General features: G+C 73.9%; 15 protein-coding genes. 8 read left to right on the top strand and 7 right to left on the bottom strand.

All coding sequences use genetic code 11. The annotated features are described in order from the left end of the window. Positions 1-20: 20 nt before the first annotated feature. The 3 genes from metH (at position 21) to OG272_RS00325 (ending at position 5,530) form a co-directional block, all read left to right on the top strand. On the top strand, positions 21-3,488 hold the full coding sequence (gene metH, locus OG272_RS00335; RefSeq protein ID WP_405892102.1) for a methionine synthase: 3,468 nt from the start codon (positions 21-23) through the stop codon (positions 3,486-3,488). Further along, positions 3,485-4,390 (top strand): methylenetetrahydrofolate reductase [NAD(P)H], encoded by a 906-nt coding sequence (gene metF, locus OG272_RS00330; protein ID WP_326585313.1) that lies wholly within the window; start codon positions 3,485-3,487, stop codon positions 4,388-4,390. Before metH ends, metF begins: the two co-directional genes overlap by 4 nt. 174 nt (positions 4,391-4,564) lie before the next feature. Then, positions 4,565-5,530 carry a hypothetical protein gene (locus tag OG272_RS00325; protein WP_327726225.1) on the top strand — a complete coding sequence of 322 codons (966 nt, stop codon included), beginning with the start codon at positions 4,565-4,567 and terminating at the stop codon, positions 5,528-5,530. Positions 5,531-5,627: 97 nt separating this feature from the next. On the opposite strand, the gene OG272_RS00320 is transcribed toward OG272_RS00325, so the two are convergent. Both OG272_RS00320 and OG272_RS00315 read right to left on the bottom strand, forming a co-directional pair. Next, positions 5,628-7,100 (bottom strand): LVIVD repeat-containing protein, encoded by a 1,473-nt coding sequence (locus OG272_RS00320; protein ID WP_405892099.1) that lies wholly within the window; start codon positions 7,098-7,100, stop codon positions 5,628-5,630. Between the two features lie 318 nt (positions 7,101-7,418). After that, positions 7,419-8,204 (bottom strand): SDR family oxidoreductase, encoded by a 786-nt coding sequence (locus OG272_RS00315; RefSeq protein WP_326585315.1) that lies wholly within the window; start codon positions 8,202-8,204, stop codon positions 7,419-7,421. Positions 8,205-8,654: 450 nt separating this feature from the next. Between OG272_RS00315 and OG272_RS00310 the strand changes: the two genes are divergently transcribed. From OG272_RS00310 to OG272_RS00295, 4 genes are all read left to right on the top strand, one after another. Next, positions 8,655-9,881, top strand: a complete 1,227-nt coding sequence (locus tag OG272_RS00310) for an amidohydrolase family protein (RefSeq protein ID WP_327726224.1) — start codon at positions 8,655-8,657, stop codon at positions 9,879-9,881. Between the two features lie 210 nt (positions 9,882-10,091). After that, on the top strand, positions 10,092-11,630 hold the full coding sequence (locus OG272_RS00305) for an FAD-binding oxidoreductase (protein ID WP_326585317.1): 1,539 nt from the start codon (positions 10,092-10,094) through the stop codon (positions 11,628-11,630). After that, complete coding sequence (locus OG272_RS00300; RefSeq protein ID WP_405892097.1) at positions 11,627-12,208, top strand: hypothetical protein; 582 nt, start codon at positions 11,627-11,629, stop codon at positions 12,206-12,208. The genes OG272_RS00305 and OG272_RS00300 overlap by 4 nt, the downstream gene beginning before the upstream one ends. 61 nt (positions 12,209-12,269) lie before the next feature. Continuing rightward, a complete protein-coding gene (locus tag OG272_RS00295) occupies positions 12,270-13,730 on the top strand; it encodes an MFS transporter (RefSeq protein ID WP_327726222.1) in 1,461 nt (486 codons plus the stop codon). Positions 13,731-13,828: 98 nt separating this feature from the next. On the opposite strand, the gene OG272_RS00290 is transcribed toward OG272_RS00295, so the two are convergent. The 5 genes from OG272_RS00290 to OG272_RS00270 form a co-directional block, all read right to left on the bottom strand. Next, positions 13,829-15,388 (bottom strand): FAD-dependent oxidoreductase, encoded by a 1,560-nt coding sequence (locus OG272_RS00290; protein WP_327726221.1) that lies wholly within the window; start codon positions 15,386-15,388, stop codon positions 13,829-13,831. Positions 15,389-15,423: 35 nt separating this feature from the next. Then, positions 15,424-16,023 (bottom strand): class I SAM-dependent methyltransferase, encoded by a 600-nt coding sequence (locus OG272_RS00285; protein WP_326585321.1) that lies wholly within the window; start codon positions 16,021-16,023, stop codon positions 15,424-15,426. Between the two features lie 153 nt (positions 16,024-16,176). After that, the gene (locus tag OG272_RS00280; protein WP_326585322.1) at positions 16,177-16,641 is read right to left on the bottom strand and encodes a hypothetical protein; all 465 of its coding nucleotides are present in this window, start codon (positions 16,639-16,641) and stop codon (positions 16,177-16,179) included. Next, positions 16,638-17,135: a pyridoxamine 5'-phosphate oxidase family protein gene (locus tag OG272_RS00275; protein WP_326585323.1), complete on the bottom strand. Its 498-nt coding sequence runs from the start codon at positions 17,133-17,135 to the stop codon at positions 16,638-16,640. The genes OG272_RS00280 and OG272_RS00275 overlap by 4 nt, the downstream gene beginning before the upstream one ends. Positions 17,136-17,260: 125 nt before the next feature. Next, positions 17,261-18,679: a cytochrome P450 gene (locus OG272_RS00270; RefSeq protein ID WP_405892093.1), complete on the bottom strand. Its 1,419-nt coding sequence runs from the start codon at positions 18,677-18,679 to the stop codon at positions 17,261-17,263. Positions 18,680-19,017: 338 nt separating this feature from the next. On the opposite strand from OG272_RS00270, the gene OG272_RS00265 reads away from it, so the two are divergent. Next, entirely contained in the window at positions 19,018-24,504 is a 5,487-nt protein-coding gene (locus tag OG272_RS00265) for an amino acid adenylation domain-containing protein (RefSeq protein WP_405892091.1), read from the top strand. Positions 24,505-24,513 lie beyond the last annotated feature (9 nt).

The following is a 24,513-nucleotide window of genomic DNA, read 5'->3' as shown; positions in this document are numbered from 1 at the left end:
CCCAGCCCGAGGGAGGCGTAGTGAACACGACCCGGACGGACGCCCTGCGCGAGGCGCTGGCCACCCGTGTGGTGGTCGCCGACGGCGCGATGGGCACGATGCTGCAGGCGCAGGACCCGACCATGGAGGACTTCCAGCAGCTGGAGGGCTGCAACGAGGTCCTCAACGCCACCCGCCCCGACATCGTGCGCTCGGTGCACGCCGCGTACTTCGAGGCGGGTGTGGACTGCGTGGAGACCAACACCTTCGGCGCGAACCACGCGGCCCTGGCGGAGTACGACATCCCCGATCGTGTGCACGAACTGTCCGAGGCGGGGGCGCGGATCGCCCGCGAGACGGCGGACGAGTACACCGCCCGCGACGGCCGGCAGCGGTGGGTGCTGGGCTCCATCGGCCCGGGCACCAAACTGCCCACCCTGGGCCACATCGGGTACACGACGATCCGGGACGGTTTCCAGGCCAACGCGGAGGGCCTGCTCGCCGGCGGCGCGGACGCGCTGATCGTGGAGACCACGCAGGACCTGCTCCAGACGAAGGCCGCCGTCCTGGGCGCCCGCCGCGCGATGCGGGCGGCGGGCGCCCAGGTTCCCCTGCTGGTGTCGCTGGCGTTCGAGACGACCGGCACCATGCTGCTGGGCTCGGAGATCGGCGCCGCGCTGACCGCGCTGGAGCCGCTGGGCATCGACATGATCGGCCTGAACTGCTCGACCGGCCCCGCCGAGATGAGCGAGCACCTGCGCCATCTGGCCCGCCACTCCCGCATCCCGCTGCTGTGCATGCCCAACGCCGGCCTGCCGGTACTGACCAGGGACGGCGCCCACTTCCCCCTCGGTCCCAAGGGCCTGGCCGACGCCCAGGAGAACTTCGTCCGCGAGTACGGTCTGTCCCTGGTCGGCGGTTGCTGCGGGACCACGCCCGAGCATCTGCGGCAGGTGGTGGAGCGGGTCCGTGGCCTCACGCCCGCCCCGCGCGAGGCGCGTCCCGAGCCGGGTGCCGCCTCCCTCTACCAGAGCGTGCCCTTCCGCCAGGACACCGCGTACATGGCGATCGGGGAGCGGACGAACGCCAACGGGTCGAAGAAGTTCCGTGAGGCGATGCTGGAGGCCCGCTGGGACGACTGTGTGGAGATGGCCCGCGACCAGATCCGTGAGGGCGCCCACATGCTCGACCTGTGTGTGGACTATGTGGGCCGTGACGGTGTGGCCGACATGGCCGAGCTGGCCGGCCGGTTCGCCACCGCCTCGACCCTGCCCATCGTTTTGGACTCCACCGAGGTGCCCGTCATTAGGGCCGGGCTGGAGAAGCTGGGCGGGCGGGCGGTCATCAACTCCGTCAACTACGAGGACGGTGACGGCCCCGCCTCCCGCTTCGCGAAGGTCACGCAGCTGGCGCGGGAGCACGGGGCGGCGCTGATCGCGCTGACCATCGACGAGGAGGGGCAGGCCCGCACCCCGCAGAAGAAGGTCGAGATCGCCGAACGGCTGATCGCGGATCTGACCGGGAACTGGGGTATCCACGAGTCGGACATCCTCATCGACACCCTGACCTTCACGATCTGTACCGGTCAGGAGGAGTCCCGCGGGGACGGTATCGCCACCATCGAGGCGATCCGTGAGCTCAAGCGCCGCCATCCGCAGGTGCAGACCACGCTGGGGCTGTCGAACATCTCCTTCGGTCTGAACCCGGCCGCCCGGATCCTGCTGAACTCCGTCTTCCTGGACGAGTGTGTGAAGGCGGGCCTGGACTCGGCGATCGTGCACGCCTCGAAGATCCTGCCGATCGCCCGCTTCAGCGAGGAGGAGGTCACCACCGCTCTGGACCTCATCCATGACCGGCGGGCCGAGGGGTATGACCCGCTGCAGAAGCTGATGGCGCTGTTCGAGGGCGCCACCGCCAGGTCGCTGAAGGCGGGCAAGGCCGAGGAGCTGGCGGCGCTGCCGCTGGAGGAGCGGCTCAAGCGCCGCATCATCGACGGTGAGAAGAACGGCCTGGAGGCCGACCTGGACGCGGCCCTGCGGGAGCGGCCGGCGCTGGACATCGTCAACGACACGCTGCTGGACGGGATGAAGGTGGTCGGTGAGCTGTTCGGCTCCGGCCAGATGCAGCTGCCGTTCGTGCTGCAGTCCGCCGAGGTCATGAAGAGTGCGGTGGCGCATCTGGAGCCGCACATGGAGAAGACCGACGACGAGGGCAAGGGCACCATCGTGCTGGCCACGGTGCGCGGTGACGTCCATGACATCGGCAAGAACCTCGTGGACATCATTCTGTCCAACAACGGCTACACGGTGGTCAATCTCGGTATCAAGCAGCCGGTCTCGGCGATCCTGGACGCCGCCAAGGAGCACCGGGCCGATGTGATCGGGATGTCCGGGCTGCTGGTCAAGTCCACGGTGATCATGAAGGAGAACCTTCAGGAGCTCAACCAGCGCAAGCTGGCCGCCGACTACCCGGTCATCCTCGGCGGGGCCGCCCTGACCCGCGCCTATGTCGAGCAGGACCTGCACGAGATCTACGAGGGCGAGGTCCGCTACGCCCGGGACGCGTTCGAGGGGCTGCGGCTGATGGACGCCCTGATCGGCGTCAAACGGGGCGTGCCGGGCGCGAAGCTGCCCGAGCTCAGGCAGCGCCGGGTACGGGCGACGGCCACGGCCACCGCGGTCGAGGAGCGCCCGGAGGAGGGGCACGTCCGCTCCGACGTGGCCACCGACAACCCCGTCCCCACACCCCCGTTCCGGGGCACCCGCGTCGTCAAGGGCATCCAGCTCAAGGAGTACGCGGCCTGGCTCGACGAGACCGCGCTGTTCCGCGGCCAGTGGGGCCTGACCAAGGAGCTGGTCGAGACCGAGGGCCGGCCCCGCCTGCGCGGCCTGCTGGACCGGCTCCAGACCGGCAACCTCCTCGAAGCGGCCGTCGTCCACGGCTACTTCCCCTGCGTCTCCAAGGGCGACGACCTGATCATCCTGGACGAGCAGGGCAACGAACGCACCCGCTTCTCCTTCCCCCGCCAGCGCCGCGGCCGCCGGCTGTGCCTGGCCGACTTCTTCCGCCCCGAGGACTCCGGCGAGATGGACGTCGTCGGCCTCCAGGTCGTCACCGTCGGCTCCCGCATCGGCGAGGAGACCGCCAGGCTCTTCGAGGCCGACGCCTACCGCGACTACCTCGAACTGCACGGGCTGTCCGTGCAGCTGGCCGAGGCACTCGCCGAGTACTGGCACGCCCGGGTGCGCGCCGAACTCGGTATCGCCGCCGGCGACGCCCGCTCACTGGACGGCCTGTTGCGCACCGAGTACCAGGGGTGCCGCTACTCCCTGGGCTACCCGGCCTGCCCCGACCTGGAGGACCGCGCCAAGATCGCTGAACTGCTGCAGCCGGAACGCATCGGTGTGCGCCTGTCGCAGGAGTTCCAGCTGCATCCCGAACAGTCCACCGACGCCCTCGTGGTCCACCACCCCGAGGCGGGCTATTTCAGCGCGGGGGGCCGGCCTTGAGCACCCTGCGGGAGATCCTGGCGGGCGGCGCCCACTCCGTCTCCTTCGAGTTCTTCCCGCCGAAGACACACGCCGGGACCCGGACGCTGTGGAACGCGATCCGCCGGATCGAACCGCTCGCCCCCACCTTCGTCTCGGTCACCTACGGGGCCGGCGGCTCCTCGCGGGAGCGCACGATCGAGGTCACCAAACGCATCGCCGCCCAGACCACGCTGCGGCCCGTGGCGCACCTGACCGCCGTGGGCCACTCCGCCGACGAGCTGAGACACATCATCGGCCAGTACGCGGACGCGGGCGTGCGCGACGTGCTCGCACTGCGCGGCGACCCGCCGGGCGACCCGAACGCGCCCTGGGTCCCGCATCCCGGGGGCTTCACCCACGCCCACGAACTGGTCTCGCTGGTGCGCAGGTCGGGCGGCTTCAGCGTGGGCGTGGCCGCCTTCCCCGAGCGCCACCCCCGTTCGCCCGACTGGGACACCGACATCCGCCACTTCGTGGCCAAGTGCCGTGCGGGCGCCGACTACGCCGTCACCCAGATGTTCTTCCGGGCGGAGGACTACCTGCGGTTGCGCGACCGGGTCGCGGCGGCGGGCTGCGACACCCCGGTCATCCCCGAGATCATGCCCGCGACCGACGTCCGGCAGATCGCGCGGTTCGCCGAACTGTCCCACGCCACCTTCCCCGACGACCTCGCCCGAAGGCTGGACGCCTGCCGCGGCAACCCGGCGGACGGACACCGCGTCGGCGTCGAGCACGCCACCGCCATGGCCGAACGGCTGCTGGCCGAGGGCGCTCCCGGCCTGCACTACATCACTCTCAACCGGTCCACCGCGACCCTGGAGATCCACCGGAACATCCACCGCGCCCTGCGCGGTCCCCACGCCCTCTCGGCCGCCCGCTGACACCGGATCGGCACGGGCGGCGCGCACGGCAGGCACCGCACCCCGCCGCACCGCACCGCACTGGACCGGCCGCACCGGACGGGGCGGGACGGGGCGGGGCGGGGCCCGCAGGACCGCTTGAGCCGCGCTCGAGATCCGTGGCCCCTGCCACGGGCCCGGGGTTCACTTGGCGCCATGGCCCTCCACGCGCAGCTCCCGCCGTGCCCGATGCTGTCCGAGCCCCGGCTGCGGGACGCCCAGGCCCTGCTGCTGTCCGGCGACCCGCGCCGGGCGGCCGACCGCTGCGCACACCTGCTCGGGGGTGCCCCGCACGCCAGGACACCCGGCTGGCAGGCCGCGTTCGGCGCGCTGCGCGCGGAGTCCCTGCTGTGCCTGGGCGACGCCGGGTGGGCCGAGCGTGAGGCCGCCGCCGCGGTACGGGCCGCCCCGCCCGGCGGTGCCCTGGTGCTGTGGCCGGCGGCGGTCCTGGCGCAGACACTGACCGAGACGGGCCGGTACGAGGAGGCGGACCGGCAACTGCGCGACGCCGCCCGCGGACCGCTGCCGTCCACGGCGTACGCCCTGCCGTACCTCAGGGCCCGCGGCCGGCACCGCCTGGCCGTGCGGCGCCCCGCGGAGGCCCTCGCCGACTTCCGGCGGACCGGGGGAGGGGTGAACCGTCCCGACGCGGGCCTGTTCTTGCACCTTCCCTGGCGGACCGACGCGGCCGAGGCCCTGCTGGGGCTGGGCCGCTGCCGGCAGGCCGCGGAACTGGTCCGCGAACAGCTCGCCCGCACCGCCGTCCTCGGCCCCAGGTACCGGGGCGTCGCCTTGCGTCTGCTGGCGGCCACCGAGGAACCGGCCCGGCGGCCGGCCACGCTCGCCCGGGCGATCGTCGAACTGCGCGCCTGCGCCGACCGCCCGGAGCTCGCCCGTGCGCTGGCCGACCTGGGGGACTGCCTGCACGACCTGGGGGACGACTTCACCGCCGGCGGGGTCCTGCGGCGCGCCCGGCACCTGGCCGCCGACTGCGGAGCGCCACCGCTGCCCGCACGCGTCCTGCCCGGTACCGTCCGCCCGGCCCGCTACCGGGCCGGCACGTCCCCGCGCCGCCTGCCCGCCGCGCCCCGCGACGACCGTCCCGCCGCCAGCGGCGTGTGAGCGCCCGGCCCTCGGCGCCGGCACCCGGCGCCGAGGGCCGGGCGTCCGTGCCGGAACCCGTGCCCGCGGCCGCGTTTGCGCCGGCCCCCGTGCGCGGTCAGTCGTCGGCGCCGAAGTAGTCCGGCTGGGTCTGCACGTTGAGCTCGCGCAGCCGGATCTTCCGCGCGGGGTCGGTCCGCCTGTCGTTGATCTTCAGGACGTCGAGCCCCTTGACCAGGTCGCTCGAGTAGATGTGGCCGTTGTAGTAGTACGCCGACCACGAGCCGCCCCATGCGACGGCGTCCGTGGTGAGCGGGCCGCGCTCGAAGTAGGCGATCTCCCTGGGCCTGGCGGAGTCGGTGAAGTCCCAGACGGAGACACCGCCCTGGTACCAGGCCTGGACCATGATGTCCTTGCCCTTGACCGGGATCAGTGAGCCGTTGTGGGCGACGCAGTTCTCGGTGGCCGTCTGGTGGCGCGGGATCTTGTAGTAGCTCCTGAAGACGAGCTTGCGCCGGTCGCCCTTGCCGACGATGTCGTAGATGCCGTCGGCGCCTCGGTCGGGTCCGATCTCCGCGTTGCAGGTGGCCGCGCCGCCGCCGCCCAGCTCGTCGGTGAAGACGACCTTGTCGGCTTTCTGGTTGAAGGTCGCCGAGTGCCAGAACGCGAAGTTGACGTTGTCCTGGACCTGGTCGATGACCCGGGGGCGCTCGGGGTCGGCGATGTCGAGGAGGACGCCGTCGCCCATGCAGGCGCCTGCCGCGAGGTCCTCGGAGGGCAGCACGGTGATGTCGTGGCAGCCGGTGGTCTTGGTGACGCCCGGGTGGGTGGGCTCGCCCGGGTTGCCGCCGCCGTCCGGTCCGTCGCCGGGGAAGAGCACCGGGAAGCCGACCACGGCGGCCTTGTGCGGGGCGCCGCGCGGCACCTTGATGACCGAGATGCCGTCGAGCGGCGGCCGGCAGTCGGGGTAGGTGGCGCTGGGGCCGTAGGAGGAGACGTAGATGTAGACGCTCCGGCGCTCGGGCACCAGGGTGTGGGTGTGCGAGCCGCAGGGGGTCTCGACGGCGGCGACGTACTTCGGGTTCGCCTTGTCGCTGATGTCGAAGACCTTCATGCCCTCCCAGGAGGACTTCTCGGTCTCCGGCTGTTCGGTGCTGGCGCAGGAGTCGTCGCTGCGCGAGGAGTCGGTGGACAGGAAGAGCAGGTTCCCTGAGACGGATATGTCGTTCTGCCAGCCCGGGCAGAAGACCTGGGCGACGGTCTTCGGGGACGCGGGCACGCTCATGTCGAAGATCCGGAAACCGTCGAAGTTGCCCGCGAAGGCGTACCTCCCCTGGAAGGCGATATCCGTGTTGAAGCCCGGCAGCGCCTGGTTGGGGAGACTGGCCACGGGTTCGATGTTGGCCGAGTGGACGATCCCGTCGGGAGCCGGGACGCCGCCCGGGGACGGCGCGGTGGTGCCGGGGCCGGGGGCCGCACCCGCCTGAGTCGTCGTCAGGAGCGTGCACAGGAGCCCGGCGGCGGCCACGAGCGCGCCCAGGCGTCTGCGCCGCGCTCGGGGACGGGGCAGGGGACGGGTCAACAGGGGCACCGCGGCCCTCCCTGGTCGAAGTGGTCGCCGTGCACGGCGGAACGGTGCACGGACATCGGCAGTATCGGTCCGGTCACGACCGCGCCGGTCGAGGCGGGCTTGACCGTCCGTGGAGCCGCCGGACCCGCACCGCGCGGGAGCGCGGTGCGGGCGGCTAGGGGGCTTCTGATGGATCTCCGCGGCGTCGCGACGCCCGGCACGCACTCTCGCCGCACCGGACGAAAGCCCGACTAGCTCCGCTACGAGGACTTCCGCCCGGCACGCCGGGAGCACGCACCGACCGCCGCTCCTTCTTCCACGGAGCTCCGTCAGAAGCCCCTAGGCGTCGATGTCGCGGAGCTTGAAGGCCGAGGCGAGTTCCGCGACCGGAACGGTCCGCCCCGCGTACCGGTCGAGGTGCGCGCTCTCGAACAGCGCGTGGATTGCGCGGCCGGGGAATTCCAGCGAGTCGGTGTCCGCCGGAATCCGGTCCGCGCTGGTCGCCGCCATGACCGCCTCGGTGCGGGTGAACCCCGGCGAGAGCGCCAGCGCCGTGGCGCCGTGCGGGCGCAGGTCGTGCGCGACGGTGCGGGCGAGCCGGCTCACGGCCGTCATCGCCAGGTCGTAGAACACGTGCCCGCCCAGGACCTCGGAGCCGGGATCGGTGTAGCCGGTGAAGACCAGCAGGCCGCGACGCTCGATGAGCAGCGGTGCGGCGTGCCAGGCGGAGACCATGTGGCTGCGGACACCGACGTCGACCATGTTCGACCAGTGTTCCAGCGGCAGTGTCCAGAACGGCCCGCCCACGAAGGGCAGCGCGTTGCCGTTGAAGGCGTTGGCGACCATGAGGTCGATGCCGCCCTGTTCGGCACGGATCCGGTCGAACAGGGCGGCCACCGCCTTGTCGTCGGCGTGATCGACGACCACCCCGATCCCCGTGCCGCCACGGGCCGTCACCTGCTCGGCCGTGTCCTCCACGGTTCCCGGCAGGTCGCTGTAGCGCCGCCCGCGGGACTCCCGGTCGGTGACGTAGACGGTCGCGCCGGCCTCGCCGAGGACGAGCGCCGTGCCCCGGCCGATGCCGCGCGCCGCACCGGTGACGACCGCGATCGTGCTGCTGTCCATGTGATCCTCCCCTGGCATGCGTCGCCTGGCACGCTACGTGCGTCACCCCGGGGGGAGGCGGTCCCACACGGGACAGAGGAGGACATCCGCCGCGAATTCCGCGCCGTGCTCGACGGATCCCCGAGCGAAACTGCACCGCTGGTGCAGCGGGGCCGGCGGCCACCGCCGGCCGATGGTGACACGGCCACCGCCCGGCCGACGTCCGTGTCCTGGCCGGCCGGACGCGCCCCCGCCCCGTGCGCCCCGTGCGCCCCGTGCCCTCCAGGATCGCTCGAGCCCCGGTGGGGGACCGTGGCCCTGCCGGGCGGACCCCGCTTCACTTGGGGAACCAGCCCCCCCCGCGACCGCCGGCCGCCGGCCCTCACCCCCCCGGGGCCGGCGGCCCGGCCGCGGCGTCCGCCACCGGGCCCCGGGCCCCGGCCCGCACGCGAGAAGAAGACGGAGCCGACCGTGCACCCACCCGCCCCTGCCGAGCCCGGCCGCCTGACCGCCGTCCGGGCCGCGAACATCTTCGACGGTGACCGGGTGCGCGGACCGGGCACCGTCTTCATACGGCAGGGGGTCATCACCGGCGTCGAGACGGCCAACACCGCTCCCCCCTGCGACGCGGCCGTCCATGAACTGGGGCCCGGCTCCTTCCTGCTGCCCGGGCTCATCGACGCCCACAGCCATCTGTGCTGGAACGCCGGGCCCGACGCCGTCGCCGCCGTCACCGCGGACCCGCAGGCCACCCTGCACGCCAACGTCCGGGCGGCCGCCGCCCGCGCCCTGCGGGCGGGCATCACCACCGTCCGGGACCTGGGCGACCGCGACTACGCGGTCGTGGCGGTACGCGACGCCGCCGCACCCCGCCGGCACGAACTGCCCGAACTGCTCGCCGCCGGGCCCCCCTTGACCACGCCCCGGGGCCACTGCCACTTCCTCGGCGGCGGCACCGCGGGGGCGCACGCGCTGCGGCGCGCGGTGCGCGAGCGGTTCGACCGCGGCTGCCACACGGTGAAGGTGATGGCCAGCGGCGGCAGCGTCACCCCGGGCAGCGACCCCTCCCTGCGGCAGTTCACCGCGGACGAACTGCGGGCCGTGGCCGAACAGGCGCACGCTCTGGGAATGAACACGGCCGCGCACGCGCACGCCCCGGCCGCCATCCTCGACGCGGCGCGCGCGGGCTTCGCGACGGTCGAACACGTCTCGTTCATGACGGGCGACCGCTTCCGTCCGCGGGCCGCCGTCATCGACGCGCTCGTGAGCGCCGGGACCTTCGCCTCGCTGACGGCCGGGGACGTCTGCGCGGACCGGGCCGCCGCGCCGCCGCTGGCCGCGAAGATGCTCCAGTGCCTGGCGACGGTGCTGCCGCCGCTGAGGGCGGCGGGCGCCCGGATCGTCCTGGGCTCGGACGCCGGGATCGGGCCGACCAAGCCCCACGACGCACTCGTCGAGGGCGTGCGCGATGCCGTGCGGCTCGGCGTCGACGGTGCCGCCGCGCTGCGCATGGTCACCGGCGAGGCGGCCGAGGCCTGCGGGGTCCAGGGCCGCAAGGGACGCCTCGCGCCGGGCGCCGACGCCGATCTGCTCGTCCTGGGGGCCGACCCGGTCCTGGACATGGCGGCGCTGACCGAGGTGCGCGGCGTCTACCGCCTGGGACACCCGGTGCACGGCCACGACGCCGCCCCCCTCTGAGACGCCCCCGCCGGGCAGGCATCCGGCGGCCCGCTGGACTTCCGCTCGACGACCGCTCGAGTCCGGGCGGAAAACGGCGTTTTGCCCCGCGCGGCCCGTTACGGTGCTCAAGGCCGACGGCCGGCGAGGAACCCACAACCGGCCCTGCGCCCCGCCTGTCCCACCCGCACCGCCCTTTTCCGCACCACAGCCGACAACCGGGGGAGAACCATGATCAACCGCAGAGGAGCCGTCCGCCTGGGCATAGGCGCCGGCGCCGCCACCGCACTCGGCGGTGCCCTGTCCGCCCCCACCGCGGGGGCCGCGCCGTCCGGCCGCCGCCGCGCCGCGGGCCCCGACTGGAACGCGCTGCGGCGCCACCTGTCGGGGGACGTCGTCCTGCCGGGGGAGGCGGACTACGACCGCGCCCGCAAGATCTACATCGGCTACTACGACCGGGTCAGACCGCAGGCCGTCGCCTACCTGGACAACACCGAGGACGTCCGCACGGCCCTGAAGTTCGCGCAGGACCACGCGATCCGGCCGACGATCCGCAGCGGCGGCCACAGCTTCGGCGGCTACTCCGTCTCCGACGGCCTGGTGCTCAACCTCTCCCGCCTCGATACGGTCCGCCTCGGCACGCGCACCGTCCACGTGGGCCCCGCCGCCCAGCAGGTCGACGTCCTCCAGCAACTCGCCCCCCAGGGCATCGCCGTGGCCAGCGGCATCTGTCCCGGGGTGTGCCCCGGCGGCTTCGTGCAGGGCGGCGGCCTGGGCTGGCTGACCCGCCAGTACGGCATGGCGTGCGACACCCTCGTCTCCGCGCAGGTCGTCCTCGCCGACGGGCGCGTCGTGCGGGCCTCCCCCAAGGAGCACCCCGACCTGTTCTGGGCGATGCGCGGCGGAGGCGGCGGCAACTTCGGTGTCGTCACCCGCTACGAGATGCGGGCGTTCGACGTGCGCTCCATGGTGAACTTCCAGCTCACCTGGCCGGCCGACGCCGCCCAGCGGCTCATGGCCGCCTGGCAGAACTGGGTGATCGACGGCCCCCGCGAACTGGGGGCGGCCCTGGGCCTGCAGATGACCGACGCCGGCAGCGACGCCGTCGACCTCATGGTCTACGGCGCCTGGCTGGGCGCGCCGGACAGGTTCCCGGCGGTCCTCGACTCGCTGATCTCCATGGCCGGTTCGGCACCCGCGACCCGGGACATCAAGGAACTGTCCTACCGCGACGCCATGATGTCCTGGTACGGCTGCGCCGACCTGACACCGCAGCAGTGCCACACCGTCGGCTACACCCCCGAGGCGAAACTGCCCCGGGAGAACTTCGCGCTCGACCGCAACCGGATGTTCTCCGGCCCCGTCCCCGACCAGGGCCTGCACGACATGCTGAACGTCTTCTACGCCGACCGGCGCCCCGGGCAGTTCCGCTACCTCAGCCTCTTCGCCTTCGGCGGCGCCGCCAACGACGTCGAGCGCACCGCGGCGGCGTACGTCCACCGGGACACCGAGTTCTACACCGGCTTCTCGGTGGGGCTGTCCGACCCCAGCCCCACCCCGGAGGACGAGGCGGCCGCCCGCGCCTGGGACGACAAGGCCTTCGCGGTCATCGACCCGCTCTCCAACAAGGAGAGCTACCAGAACTTCATCGACCCCGCGCTCACCGACTGGAAGTCCTCCTACTACGGCGAGAACTACGAGCGGCTCACCACCGTCAAGCGCACCTACGACCCGCACCGCCTGTTCTCCTTCGCACAGGGGATCGTGTGAGCTCCAGGCACCCGCTCAAAGGCCGCGTGGCCGTCGTCGCCGACGGCCACGCGGCTGCGGCCGCGGCATCGCCACCGGACCCGGCGCAGCCGGCGCGACCGTGTACGTCACCGGCCGCACCTGTGCCGGGCACCCCCTTCGAGAGGGGCCGCCCGGAGACCACCGAGGAGACCGCGGCCCTGGTCCAGGAGGCCGGCGGCACCGACGGCCACCGCGACGACCTCTGCTGCGACCCGGCCGAACACGCGGTGGTCCGGCTCGCCCGCGCCCAGGCCGCGGAACTGGCACGGCACCACGTCGCGGCCGTGGCCGTCACCCCGGGACTCCCGCGCTCGCAGGCGATGCCCGACCACGTCGGGGTGAGCGAGGAGAACCGGCGCGAGGCGATCGCCGCCGACGCGCTCTTCGCGTTCTCCGCGAGCCCGCGCCACCTGCGGCGCGGTGTGGCGCGGCCGGCCGCCGACCCGCACGCACCCGGCAGGTCGGGAGACCTGTACGCCAGTTGGGAGCTCGCCGAGGAGCACGGCTTCACGGATGTGACCGGCGACCGGCCCGACTGGCGCCACCGGAGCCGGTGAACGCCCCTCCGGTGAACGACCCCCGGTGGAAATCCGATACCCGACCAAGAAGGTGACACACATGGCCGACCCACGAGCCGGCACGAGCAACGGTGCGGGCAAGATACTCCTCGCACTGCTCTGCATGGCTCAGTTCATGCTGATCCTGGACCTCGCCGTCGTCGCGGTGGCCGTGCCCTCGATCCAGTCCCAACTGGGCGTCTCCACGGCGGACATCCAGTGGGTCTCCACCGCCTACGGCCTGGCCTTCGGCGGCTTCCTGGTCGCCGCGGGCCGCGCGGCCGACCTCTTCGGACCCAAGCGCATCCTCCTGGCCGGCCTGGCCGTCTTCGCTCTCGCCTCCGCCGCATGCGGCCTGGCCCCCGGCGGCGGCCTGCTCTTCGTCGCCCGCGCCGTACAGGGATTCGGCGCCGCCCTCGTCTCCCCGGCCGCGCTGACCCTGGTCACCACCAGCTTCGGCGAGGGCGAGGACCGCAACAAGGCGCTCGGCATCTGGGGGGCCGTCTCCTCGGGCGGCGCGATCGCCGGACAACTGCTCGGCGGAGTCCTCACCGACCTGGCCGGATGGCGCTCCATCTTCCTGATCAACGTGCCCATCGGCATCGCCGTGATCGTCGCCGTGGCGGCGTATGTGCGCAAGGACCGGCCCCGCGCCCAGGGACGCATCGACCTGCCGGGCGCGGCGCTGCTCACCGCGGGCGTCGTCCTGCTGGTGACCGCGGTGACCCGGGCGGCCGAACACGCCCTGGACACCAGTGTCCTGGCCACCGGCGCCGGCGGGCTGCTCGTCCTGGTGGCCTTCACCCTCCACGAATCCCGGGCCGCCCACCCCGTGGTCCGCCTGTCGATGTTCCGCAACCGGTACGTGGCCTACGGCAACCTGGTGTGCATGCTCACCTCCGGCGTGGGCACCGTCTCGGTGTTCCTCACCACCCTCTACCTGCAGCAGGTGCTCGGCCTGAGCCCGATGACGGCCGGCCTGGGGTTCGTCCCGGTCACCGCGCTGATCCTGGTGGTGTCGATGCGGATCCAGCCGCTGGTGAAGAGGTTCGGCGTGCGGACGCTGCTGCATGTCTCCGCGCTCTGCCTCGTGATCGGGGCGCTGCTGCTCAGCCTGGTCACCGTCGACGGCTCCTACTGGGTGCAGGTGCTTCCCGGGCTGCTGTTCAGCGGCCTGGGCGCGGCGCTCAGCTTCACCCCGGCGATGATCCTGTGCACCACCGGCGTCGCCGACGAGGACCAGGGGCTCGCCTCCGGGATCCTGGGCACCTCGCAGCAGATCGGTGCGGCCGTCTTCCTCGCGGCCCTGAACACCGTGGTGGCCGCGGTCGCCGCCGGCGGCGGCCCGCAGGCGCTGACCGACGGGTTCCGGGCGGGTTTCCTGTGGTCCCTCACACTGCCCGTCCTCATGGTCGTCTGCGTCCTGGCGCTGCCCCGCGAACGGGCGGGGCAGCCGGACGGCGCAGGCACCGGCGACGGCGGCTCCGCGAAGCCGGGCCCGGCCGAGGAAGCCGTCCGCTGACCGGCACGGGCCGGCCATACCGGCCGGCCCGTGCCTTTGCTCGCCGAGCGGGCCCGAAGGCGAGGGGCACCGCACCGGTGGGTCCTCACGCCGCCGCCTCAGGCGGGGGCCGTCCCCCCGCGGGCGCCGGCGCCCGCCCGGGCGCCGCCGCCCGGGCGGGCCGGGCCGCACCAGTACCGCAGGCTGTGCCGCAGCTGCCCGGTGCCACCGCCGTGACCGGCCCAGGCGATGTACCCGTCCGGCCGCACGAGCAGCGCCTCGGCCAGATCGGTGCGCTCCGCCCGGCCCCGTACGACGGTGACCCGGTCGGCCCACCCCTGGGCGGCACCCGCGCAGACACCTCCCGCGGACTGGTCGAGCAGGACGAACGTGCCCTCCCGGAACAGCTCGTACAGCCGCCCGGCCCCGGGCCCGGGGCCGGCCCCGGCCGGCCGCAGCGCCGCATCCGGCAGCCGGCGCCCCACGAGCCGGTGCACCGGGCCGTCAACGGCGCCGGGCAGCGGCGGATACCGCAGCGTGAGACCGGACAACTGATCGACGACCGCGGACTGCACCAGGGGCAGCCCCATCAGCCGGGTGCTCAGCGAACGCACCACGCGCGCGGCGGGCGACCTGGACACCTCGAAGCGGTAGAGCAGATCCGTCGTGCGCAGCGTGGCACGGGCGATGGGGCGGCGCTCGCGCTGGTAGGTGTCCAGGACATGCGCGGGACAGCGGCCCCGCAGATGGGCCGCGAGCTTCCAGCCCAGGTTCAGCGCGTCCTGGACACCCGTCTGCAACCCCTGGCCGCCGGAGGGGATATGGGTGTGCGCGGCGTCACCGGCGAGCAGCACCCGGCCCAGCCGGTAACGCTCGCTGAGCCGCTGCTCGCTGCGGAACCGGGACATCCACAAAGGGTCGTGCAGACCGAAGTCGGTGCCCAGGACCGACCGGCAGCTGTCCCGCAGCTCCGCCACCGTCACCGGCGTGTCCACCGGCACCGCCATCCGCTCACGGTCCAGGACGATCAGCCGGAACGTGCCGTCACCGAACGGGAAGAGGACCACCATGCCGCGCCGCCCCATGCGCGCGTACACCACCGGGTCGGGCTCGACGGCGAGCCGCACGTCGGCGACGATCAGCGAACTCTCATAGGCCGACCCCTCGAACCGGATACCGGCCAGCCGCCGCACCGTGCTGTGCGCCCCGTCGCAGCCGACCACGAAGTCCGTGTGCAGCACCGTGGTGCCCTCCGCGGTGGTGAGGTCGGCGCTCACACCGCCGGCGTCCTGCCGCAGCCCGGTCAGTTCGACACCACGCCTGATGCGGGCGCCGCGCTCCACCGCCCAGCGGCGCAGCTGCTCCTCGGTCCGGTGTTGCGGGATGACCAGCATGTACGGGAAGGGGGTGTCGGCCCTGCCGTAGTCCAGCCAGCCCTTGCCGTCGCCCAGGGCGGCGTGCGCCCACGGCAGCCCCCGCTCCACGAACGGCTCGGCGCGGCCCCGCAGGTCGAGCAGTTCGAGGGTGCGCGGGAGCAGACCGAAGGCCCGGGAGCGGTCGGACGCCGCCGGCCGCTTGTCGATCACATGGCAGGTGAGGCCTGCCGCGCACAGCTCCGCGGCAAGCGTGAGACCGGTGGGCCCGGCTCCCACCACGAGGACGGACGGGGACGTGGACATCGGCGCTCCTGAAGGTGCCTGTCGGGCCGCAGCGGTCATACGGGGCGTACGGCGTGGGTGACGACGAAGACGCCCGGGTGGGTCTCCGCCCGGCGCGGGCAGAGGCCGGCCCGCCGTACCAGGGCCCGCATCTCCTCGGCGCCGTACAGCCGGGGCAGCCGGCCCAGAGCCTTCAGGACCACGGTGAGCAGCGCTCCCGGCGGGGCGTGCTCGGCGATCAGGACGGATCCGCCCGGGCGCAGCACCCGCCGCACCTCCCTGAGCCCCGCCTCCGCGTCCGTCCAGTGGCCGAACGAGGTGGTGCTGAGCACCAGGTCGACACCGCCGTCCGGCAGCGGCAGCCTCTCGGCGCGGCCGGCGTGGAGCGAAGCGGCGGGCAGCCGCTTGCCGGCGATGGCGAGCATCGCCTCGGCCGGGTCCACGCCGTGCAGGCGGGCGCCCGGCCACCGCTCGGCGGCCGCGGACAGCAGCTGCCCGGTGCCGCAGCCGATGTCGAGCACGGTGTCCGGGGCGAGACGGGCCTGCTGGGCCCAGCCGAGCACCAGGTCGTGGGCGGCCACGCAGTCCTTGCCGAACTTGGCGTCGTAGCGCGGCGCGATCCGGTTGAAGGTGCGCACGTGTCCGGGGTCTGCCATGGCTTGCTCCGCCTTTCCGGCGCTGTCGACGCAGGGCACATCACCAAGACGCAGGGCCCATCACATGAAGGGGGCCCGCCGCTCCCGTGAGGGCTGCCCGCCCCGCCGTGGCCGGGCCCAGGCCCAGGCCCAGGGCAGGGGCCGGGGCCGGGGTCAGGGGCTGAAGTCCTGGCTCTCCTTCAGCACGGACCGGGCGATCTCCTCCAGCCTGTCCCACTGGATCGACTCCGGAGGCGTGAGCCCGCGCGCCTTGAGGTAGCGCGCGGTCTCACGCTCCATGGCCTCGGCGACGCCCGCCCAGCCCTCCGAGCCCAGACCGGGCCCGGGAATGACCCGCTCGGGCGTGAACCCCCAGCCCTCGCCGTGCCGGGCCAGGCGGCCGGTGACCGACAGCAGCTGGATCGAGCCGAGCCGTTCGTCGTGGCTGTGCCAGAGCAGCCACGCCGGCCCCTCCGCGGCCGGGGTGCCCTCCGGCAGCGCGAGCACCATCACCGAGGACTCCCGGTCCTGGCGCGGCTGCACCCGCAGGCTGAACGGGTACCCGTCGAGGTCCGCGAAGGAGAGCACCGGACGGCTGAACAGGTGCAGGTACTTGTCGAGTTCGGACCACGCCGTCATGCCACACGCTCCAGGATCTGCTCGCCCGTCTCGTTCTTCGAAAAGGTCCACACCCGCTCGGGGGTGACGGTGATCCGCACCCGCCACCAGTAGCCCTTGGGCGTCATCTCCCGGCTCTCGGGGGACAGGACGCCGTGCAGCGAGTCGGGCTGCCTGCGGAACAGTTCGGCCCAGAAGTCCTCCAGGCCCTCGGCGGTGTGCAGCTCGTCCGGCGCGGTGGCGCGGCCCTGGACGAGCACCGGAGCCGTGGTGGAGGGCAGACCGCTGCCGGTGAAGTCGGAGAAGAGCAGGGAGACCCGGTCGTCGCGGTGGATGTGCTCCAGCTTGCGCGGATAGGCCACCCCCGTGCTCAGCACGATCTCGTTCTGCTCGGGCTTCCACAGATACGCCAGGGGCCAGGCGACGGAGCGCCCCTCCTTGGAAAGCGTGGCGAGCTCACAGACTCGTACTCGTCGCAGAACGTCGGTGACGTCTTCGGACAGGTTGGCGAGCATTGGTCTCCAAACCCTTTCGTGGCACGGGCGTCGAATTTCCTGCTGTGCACTTCTTACGCCGCCCGTCACCATAACGGGCCATACCGGCAAGCCACTTGAGAATTACTTGAGGAACACTTTCGCCGTCAGCGCGGCAGGGCGACCAGCTCGGTGAGCGAACCGGATATCGGGACACAGGCCGGCGCCTCGGCTCCCGGCGCCGTGACCAGGGCCCGCACCGTGCCGCCGGGGACCGTGGAGATACGCACGACCGGGTCGATGACCGTGCCGGCCGGAAGGACGACGGGCGCCCGCTGCATGATCCGGGTCAGCACCAGCTGCATCTCCAGGAGCGCCAGGTTCCGGCCGATGCAGTTGTGCCGACCCAGCCCGAAGGGGAAGTACTCGTGCTGCGCGGGCCTGGCGTCCTCCCAGCGCTCCGGGCGAAAACGCAGCGGCTGCGGGAACGTCGCCGGGTCGCGGTGCGTCACGAAGGAGCTCACCACCGCCATCGCGCCGCGCGGCACCGGACACCCGTCCACCTCGGCCCCCTCGTCGGCGTAGCGCACACCGAACGACGCCGGCGGCATCAGCCGCAGACTCTCCTTCACGACCCGGCCGAGCACCGGCATCCGGGCCAGCGTCGCGGGCGTCGGCGGCGCCTGCCCGGCGACCTGGACCACCTCCTCGCGCAGCCGCCGCCACCACGGGCGGTGCTGGTCGAGCAGGACCAGGGTCCACAACAGCGAGGAGGCCACACTGTCGTGGCACAACGCCGTGTACGCCTCGCCGAGCAGCTCGTCATCGGTGAGCCGCTCCCCCTCCTGCCCCTCTGGCCCCGCCAGCCTGCCCAGCAGGTCACCGCCCGCCCCGCCGGCGCGACGGTCGGCGACCAGGGCGCGCAGGATCTCCTCGATCTCGGCCGCCAGCCGGGTCATCCGCGCGTACGGCGTGCCCGGCAGCGGCACCTGCACCAGCGCGGTCAGCGGATGACCGGCCGCCGCGGCCAGCCGCACCATCTTGTCGTTGAGGCGCTCGGCGGCCACCGGATCCTCCAGCCCGGCCATCGTGGCCAGGGAGATCCGGGTCACCAGCCGCGCCAGCTCCTCGTGCAGCACCACCTGCGCGCCGGGCCGCCACCGGTCGAGCATCTCGTCGGTGAACCGCACGATGGCATCGCTGTAGGCGTTGACGTACCGCGGCGAGAAGGCCCGCTGCATGGCCTGGCGGTGCCGCCGGTGCACCGTGCCGTTCAACCGCAGGAGCCCGCTGGTCAACAGCATCATCGGGGAGCCCGCGGGCAGCCGCAGGTGCCGGAAGGAGTCCGACACGAAGCCCGCGCCGGTCAGGACCTGACGCGCCTGCTCGGGACCGAACGCGAACAGCGTGCGCGGCCGGGACGCGGGCAGCGCGCACACGGCACCGTACTCGCGCCGCAGCCGGCACAGAAAGGGCAGCGGACGGCGCAGCAGGTTCAGCCCCGCCGCCATCCGGCGCAGCCCCAGCACATCCGCCGGTCCGGCAAGCCGTCCCGCCCCGGCCGGGGCGGGAGAAGGTCGAGGCATGGCGATTGTCCTCTCGAAATAACGTGCCGAAAAACGTGCCGAAAAAAGTGCCGAACGACGTGCCGAATGACGTGCGTTCGTGATTTCGGGTGCCCGCGTACGGAAGCCGCGTGTCCCAACCCGTCAAACCATCACCCGAAAACGGTGCGCCGAACAGAATTCCCCGGAAAAGAAACATGCGGTGCACCGAGGCTCAGCCCCTCGTCCAGCGACGCCCTAATTCCACTCAGGGACCGCGCAAGGCGGTTCAGGTGTCCTGGGTCCCGGGCCACGTCCGAACGCCCCCTTCGCGTGGGCCGCGACGACCGCGAAGAAGCATCGAGGAAAGGGCGAGCGCCTTGCATGCGCGTACGAACGAGCAGACGGTGCTCGCCGCCATCCGGTCGGCGTGCGACCGCGACCCCGGCGCGGTGGCCGCGGTGTTCCCCGCCCAGCCCGCGCTCGGCCGGCCCGACGAGACCCGCTTCACCCGCGCCGGCCTGGACCGCGCCGCCCGCGCACTCGCGGTCGGACTGCGCCGCCACGGCGACGCGCCCGTCCTGCTGCTGATGCAGCCGGGCCCCGACTACCTCACCGCCTTCCTCGCCACCACCTACGCCGGGCTGCCCGCCGCGCCCGTCTACCCGCCCAACCCCGCAGACGTACGGCGGGACTTCACCCGGCTCGGCGCGATCCTCGCCAAGCTCCCCGACGCCACCCTGCTCACCGAACCGGGCCTGCTCCAGCCGCTGCGCGCACTGTTCGCCGAGCGGCTGCCGCACATCGACCCCGCCCGGCTCCTCGACACCGCGGCCGACGACGCGCTCGCCGACGCATGGCGCGAGCCCGCCGTACGCGCCGACGACCCGCTGTTCATCCAGTTCACCTCCGGGTCCACCGGCACCCCGCGCGGCGTCGTCGTCGCGCACCGCAACCTGCTCGCCAACGTCGCCGCCATCACCGGCCGGTTCGGGCTCGGCCCCACCAGCACCGGCGCGCTGTGGCTGCCGCCCTACCACGACATGGGGCTCGTCGGCGGCATCCTCACCCCCCTGCTCACCGGCTTCCCCGTCCACCTGCTGTCGCCCCTGTCGTTCCTCGCCGACCCGATGAGCTGGCTGCGGCTGCTCGACCGGACCAGGGCCACACACACCGGTGCCCCCAACTTCGGCTACGCGCTGGCCACCCGGCGCGCCACGCGGCAGGACATCGCCGCCCTCGACCTGAGCGCCCTCGAGGTCGCCTTCTGCGGCGCCGAACCCGTCGACCCGGCAACCCTGCGGGCCTTCGCGCACACCTTCGCCCCCGCCGGCCTGCGCCCGGACGTCTTCCTGCCCTGCTACGGACTGGCCGAGGCCACCCTCATCGTCAGTGGCGCCCGGGCCGGCGCCGGGCCGCGCACCGTACGCGCGGACACCGACGCGCTGGCCCAAGGCCGCGTCCAGGAGCCCCGGGAGGGCGCCGCCGTCACCGAACTGGTCACCAGCGGCCCCCCGGTCGCCGGCACCGACGTGCTGATCGCCGACCCCCTGGACGGCAGCCGCCGCCCGGCCGGCACCGTCGGAGAAATCCTCGTCGCCTCCGACGGCGTCGCCACCGGTTATCACGACGAACCCGAGGAGAGCGCACGGGTCTTCGGCGTGCGCGTCGCCGGATCGTCCAGGACCTGGATCCGCACCGGCGACCTCGGCTTCCTCACCGACGACGGCGAACTGGTGCCGGTCGCCCGCGTCAAGGACGTCATCGTCGTACGCGGCCGCAACATCCACCCGCAGGACCTCGAACGCACCGCGCAGGACACCGACCCGGCGATCCGCAAGGGCTGTGTCGCCGTCAGCGCACTGCCCGGCCCCGACGGCAGCGAGGAGATCCTCCTCGTCGCCGAACTGCGCAAGGAGGCTGCCGGCGACCCGGCCGCAGCCCGCCGCACCGCCGCCGCGGTGCGTGCGGCCCTGGCCCGCGAACACTCCGTGCCCGTCGCCGCCGTCCACCTCATCCGCCCCGCGACCCTGCCCAAGACCTCCAGCGGCAAGGTGCGGCGCCGGGCCGCCCGCGCCGCACACCTCGACGGCTCCCTCGACACACTGTGGTGCGACACCGCCTCCCCGCCCCCGCCCGGTGTTGCCTCTCCGCCCCCGCCCGCCCTCGCCTCCTCGCCCCCGCCGGGTGCCGTCTCCTCGCTCTCGCCCGGTGTTGCCTCTCCGCCCCCGCCCGCCCTCGTCTCCTCGCCCCCGCCCGGCGCCGCCTCCCCGCCCCCGCCCGGCGCCGCCTCCCCGCCCCCGCCCGGCACCGGGCCCCGGCCGGCCGGGAACCCGGCGGCCCCCCACACGGCCGACGGCGACCTGCTGCACGCGCTCGCGGCCACCGTCATCGCCCACTTCGGCGGCGGCGACGCCCCCACCGGGGGCCCAGGCGGCGACGCCCCCGCGTGGGCCCCGGACTCCCTCACCGCCGCCCGCCTGGCGGGCGAGACCTCACGGATCTTCCGGATCCTGCTGCCGCCCGCCGACGTGCTCGCCGGCGTCGACGCCGGCCGGCTCGCCGAACTCATCCGGTCCGCGCCCACCGCCGGCGCACCCCTCGCCGCCCCGGACGGGCCGGCGCCCCTCACCCCGGGCCAGGAGTCCCTCGCCCTGCTCCACGAACTCGACCCGGCCGCCCCCGGCCTGTCCCTCGGTATCGCCTTCGCCCTGCCGCAGGCGATCCCCCCCGAACACGTCGCCCGCGCCCTGAACGCCCTGGTCGCCCGCCACCCCGCGCTGCGCAGCCGCCTGCTGCGCCGCGGCCAGGAGTGGACCCGCGTCATCGACGCCGCCCCCGACCCGGCCGCAACCTGGGGCCGCTACTGCGCGCTCACCCGCCTCCTCGCCACCGGCGAGGACGAACTCCTCGGCCTGCTCGACGAACACTGCCGCCGCGTCCCCGACCTCACCGAAGGCCCGCTGTTCCACGCCGAGATGGTGCTCTGCGGCACCTACGGCGCCCACCTCGCGGTCACCGTCCACCACGCGGTCGCCGACCTGTGGTCGATCGGCGTGCTCGCCACCGAACTCGCCGCCCTCCTCACCGAGGTGGACCCCGCCACCGCCGCGGCGGCACTGCCCGCCCCGCCCGCCACCCCCGCGGCCCGCCCCGACCCCCGGCGCACCGCTCGCGCCTGGCGGTTCTGGCGCGAACTCTGGGGCCACGGCGTCGACCCTCTCCAGCTCCCGCCCGCCCAGACCCGCCCCGAGAAGGACACCGAAGAGGGCAAGGGCCTGGCCCGCACCGCCGTCCACGCCCCGCTCACCCTGGACGCCGCCCGCACCCGGGCCCTGAAGGCCCTCGCCAAGGAATGCGGCGCCACCCTGTACGCGGTCCTGCTCGCCGCCCAGTCCCTCACCCTGGCCCGGCTCACCAACACCGCCAGGGTCCCTGTCGGCGTCCCGATGCACGGCCGCACCTCCGGCACACATCACGCCGTCGGCTTTCTCGTCTCCACCGTCCCCGTGCCCCTCGACACCGCCACCGGCACCGTCGGCGACCTGGTCGCCCGTGCCTCCCACGCCCTGCGCGGCGCCCTCGCCCACCACACCGTCGGCCACCCCGAACTCGTCGCCCTGTCCGCCGCCGACAACGGCCCCGACATCCCCGCACCGGACGCGGCCCTCCTGCTGCAGCAGGACACCCCCGGCGCCCCCCGCGGCCTCGGCACCGGGCTCCTCGGCGCCGGCGTGCGCCTCGGCGACCTCCACCTCGGCGTGACGGTCACCCCGCCGAGCATCGGCCCGTTCGGCCTCACCACCCTCCTCACCGAGAACGACGGCACCCTCACCGGCCGCGTGGAGGCAGACCCCGCCCGGTACGCCGACTGGCTGGCCGGCCAGTTCGCCACGGCCTTCACCGCCGTCGTCGACGGCCTGAGCGCCGGAGCGGACCGGGCCGTCGACGACATCAGCGCCGTCGACGACGAGCAGCGGGCCCGCATGGCGCGCTGGTCCCGGCCGGCACTGCCGGAGAACGGCGAGTCGACGCTGCACGAACTGGTGCTCGACACCGCCCGCCGCCACCCGGGGCGCACCGCCGTCGTCGCCTACGACGGCAGCCTCAGCTACCGGGAACTCGCCGACCGCTCCGCCCGCGTGGCCGCCGCCCTCGCCGCGGCCGGATGCGGCCCCGGCAGCACCGTCGGCGTCCTCGCCCCCCGCGGCCGCGACCTGCCCGCCGCACTCCTCGGTGTGCTGCGCGCGGGCGCCGCCTATCTCCCGCTGGACCCCGCCACCCCGCCCGACCGTGTCGCCGCCGTCCTCCAGGACGCGGGCTGCCGCCATGTCCTCACCGGCTCCGTGGCCGTGGAGCGCGACCACCTCCTGCCCGTCACCCTCGTCGGCCTCGACGCCGCCCTCCGCGACGCACACCGGACCCACATCCCGGTGCCGGAGACCGCCACCGGCCCCGACGACCCGGCGTATCTGCTGTTCACCTCCGGCTCCACCGGACGCCCCAAAGGAGTCGTCATCCGCCACCGCGGCGCCGTCAACCTGGTCCGCTGGGCCGGCCGCGCCTACCGGGACGACGAACTGGCCCGCACCCTCGCCGTCACCCCCACCACCTTCGACCTGTCGGTGTTCGAACTGTTCGTGCCGCTGGCCCGCGGCTGCCAGGTACACATCCTCGACAGCGTCCTGGACCTGTCCGACGCCCCCGCCCACGCCCGGGGCGCCACCCTCCTCAACACCGTGCCCTCGGCCGTCGCCACCCTCGCCGAGCGCGGCACCCTGCCCGCCTCGCTGCGCACCGTCAACGTGGCCGGCGAACCCCTCACCGCCGGCCTGGTGCGCACCCTGCACGACACCCTCCCCGGCGTCCGCGTGGTCAACCTGTACGGGCCCAGTGAGACCACCACCTACTCCACCTACGCCGAACTGCCGCCGGGCACCACCGACCCGGTGCCCATCGGCCGCCCCGTCGGCGGCACCACCCTGGCCGTCGTCGACGCCGACCTGCGCCCGGTGCCCCCGGGCGGCACCGGTGAACTCCTCATCGGCGGCGCCGGAGTCGCCCGCGGCTACGCCGGCCGCGCCGACCTGACCGCCGCCCGCTTCCTGCCCGACCCCGACAGCCCCGGCCGCACCCGGTACCGCACCGGCGACCTGGTGCGGTGGCGGCCCGACGGACAGCTGGAGTTCATCGGCCGCACCGACCACCAGGTCAAGGTCCGCGGATTCCGCATCGAACTCGGCGACGTGGAGAAGGCACTGCGCACGGTCGCCCCCCTCAAGGACGCCGCCGTCCTGGCACTGGGCGAGGGCACCGGCCGCCGCCTGGCCGCCTACCTGGTGCCCGAACAGCCCCTCGACGGCGACCCCGCCCCCTGGCTGCGCGGCATCCGCCGCCGGCTCGGCCGCGAACTGCCCGGCTACATGGTGCCCGGCCAGTACGCCGTCCTGGAGGAACTCCCACGCAACCGGCACGGCAAACTCGACCGCCACCGCCTCGCCCACATCCCGGCCTCGGCACTGCGCACCGGCAGCCGGATCGCCCCGCGCGACGAGCCCGAACGGCGCGTCGCCGCCTGCTGGCGGCAGGTCCTGCCCACCACCGAAGTCGCCGTGAGCGACGAATTCCTCGACCTCGGCGGCCACTCGCTGATGCTCAGCCGCCTCGCCCACCTCCTGGGCCGCGCCTTCGACGTCCACGTACCCCTGACGGAGCTGCGCACCCGCACCACCGTCGCCGAACAGGCCGCCTACCTCAGCGAACTCGCCCGGCAGCCCGCCCCGCCGACCCCCGCCACCCCCGGCTCCCCACGCCGCCTGGACCGCAGCCGCTACACGGCCGCCGGCCGGAGCCGCGGCACCCCCTGACCCGCGTCC

Source organism: Streptomyces sp. NBC_00104 (genome assembly GCF_045160825.1).
Taxonomy (GTDB): Bacteria; Actinomycetota; Actinomycetes; order Streptomycetales; family Streptomycetaceae; genus Streptomyces.
Note: the sequence above shows the minus strand (reverse complement) of the source record. Positions and strands in the feature narration are given on the sequence as shown.

Coding starts and splice junctions, on each gene's coding strand:
- OG272_RS00325 (WP_327726225.1), top strand. CDS start 4,565: ATGGCCCTCCACGCGCAGCTCCCGCCGTGCCCGATGCTGTCCGAGCCC.
- OG272_RS00315 (WP_326585315.1), bottom strand. CDS start 8,204: ATGGACAGCAGCACGATCGCGGTCGTCACCGGTGCGGCGCGCGGCATC.
- OG272_RS00305 (WP_326585317.1), top strand. CDS start 10,092: ATGATCAACCGCAGAGGAGCCGTCCGCCTGGGCATAGGCGCCGGCGCC.
- OG272_RS00295 (WP_327726222.1), top strand. CDS start 12,270: ATGGCCGACCCACGAGCCGGCACGAGCAACGGTGCGGGCAAGATACTC.
- OG272_RS00290 (WP_327726221.1), bottom strand. CDS start 15,388: ATGTCCACGTCCCCGTCCGTCCTCGTGGTGGGAGCCGGGCCCACCGGT.
- OG272_RS00285 (WP_326585321.1), bottom strand. CDS start 16,023: ATGGCAGACCCCGGACACGTGCGCACCTTCAACCGGATCGCGCCGCGC.
- OG272_RS00280 (WP_326585322.1), bottom strand. CDS start 16,641: ATGACGGCGTGGTCCGAACTCGACAAGTACCTGCACCTGTTCAGCCGT.
- OG272_RS00275 (WP_326585323.1), bottom strand. CDS start 17,135: ATGCTCGCCAACCTGTCCGAAGACGTCACCGACGTTCTGCGACGAGTA.
- OG272_RS00270 (WP_405892093.1), bottom strand. CDS start 18,679: ATGCCTCGACCTTCTCCCGCCCCGGCCGGGGCGGGACGGCTTGCCGGA.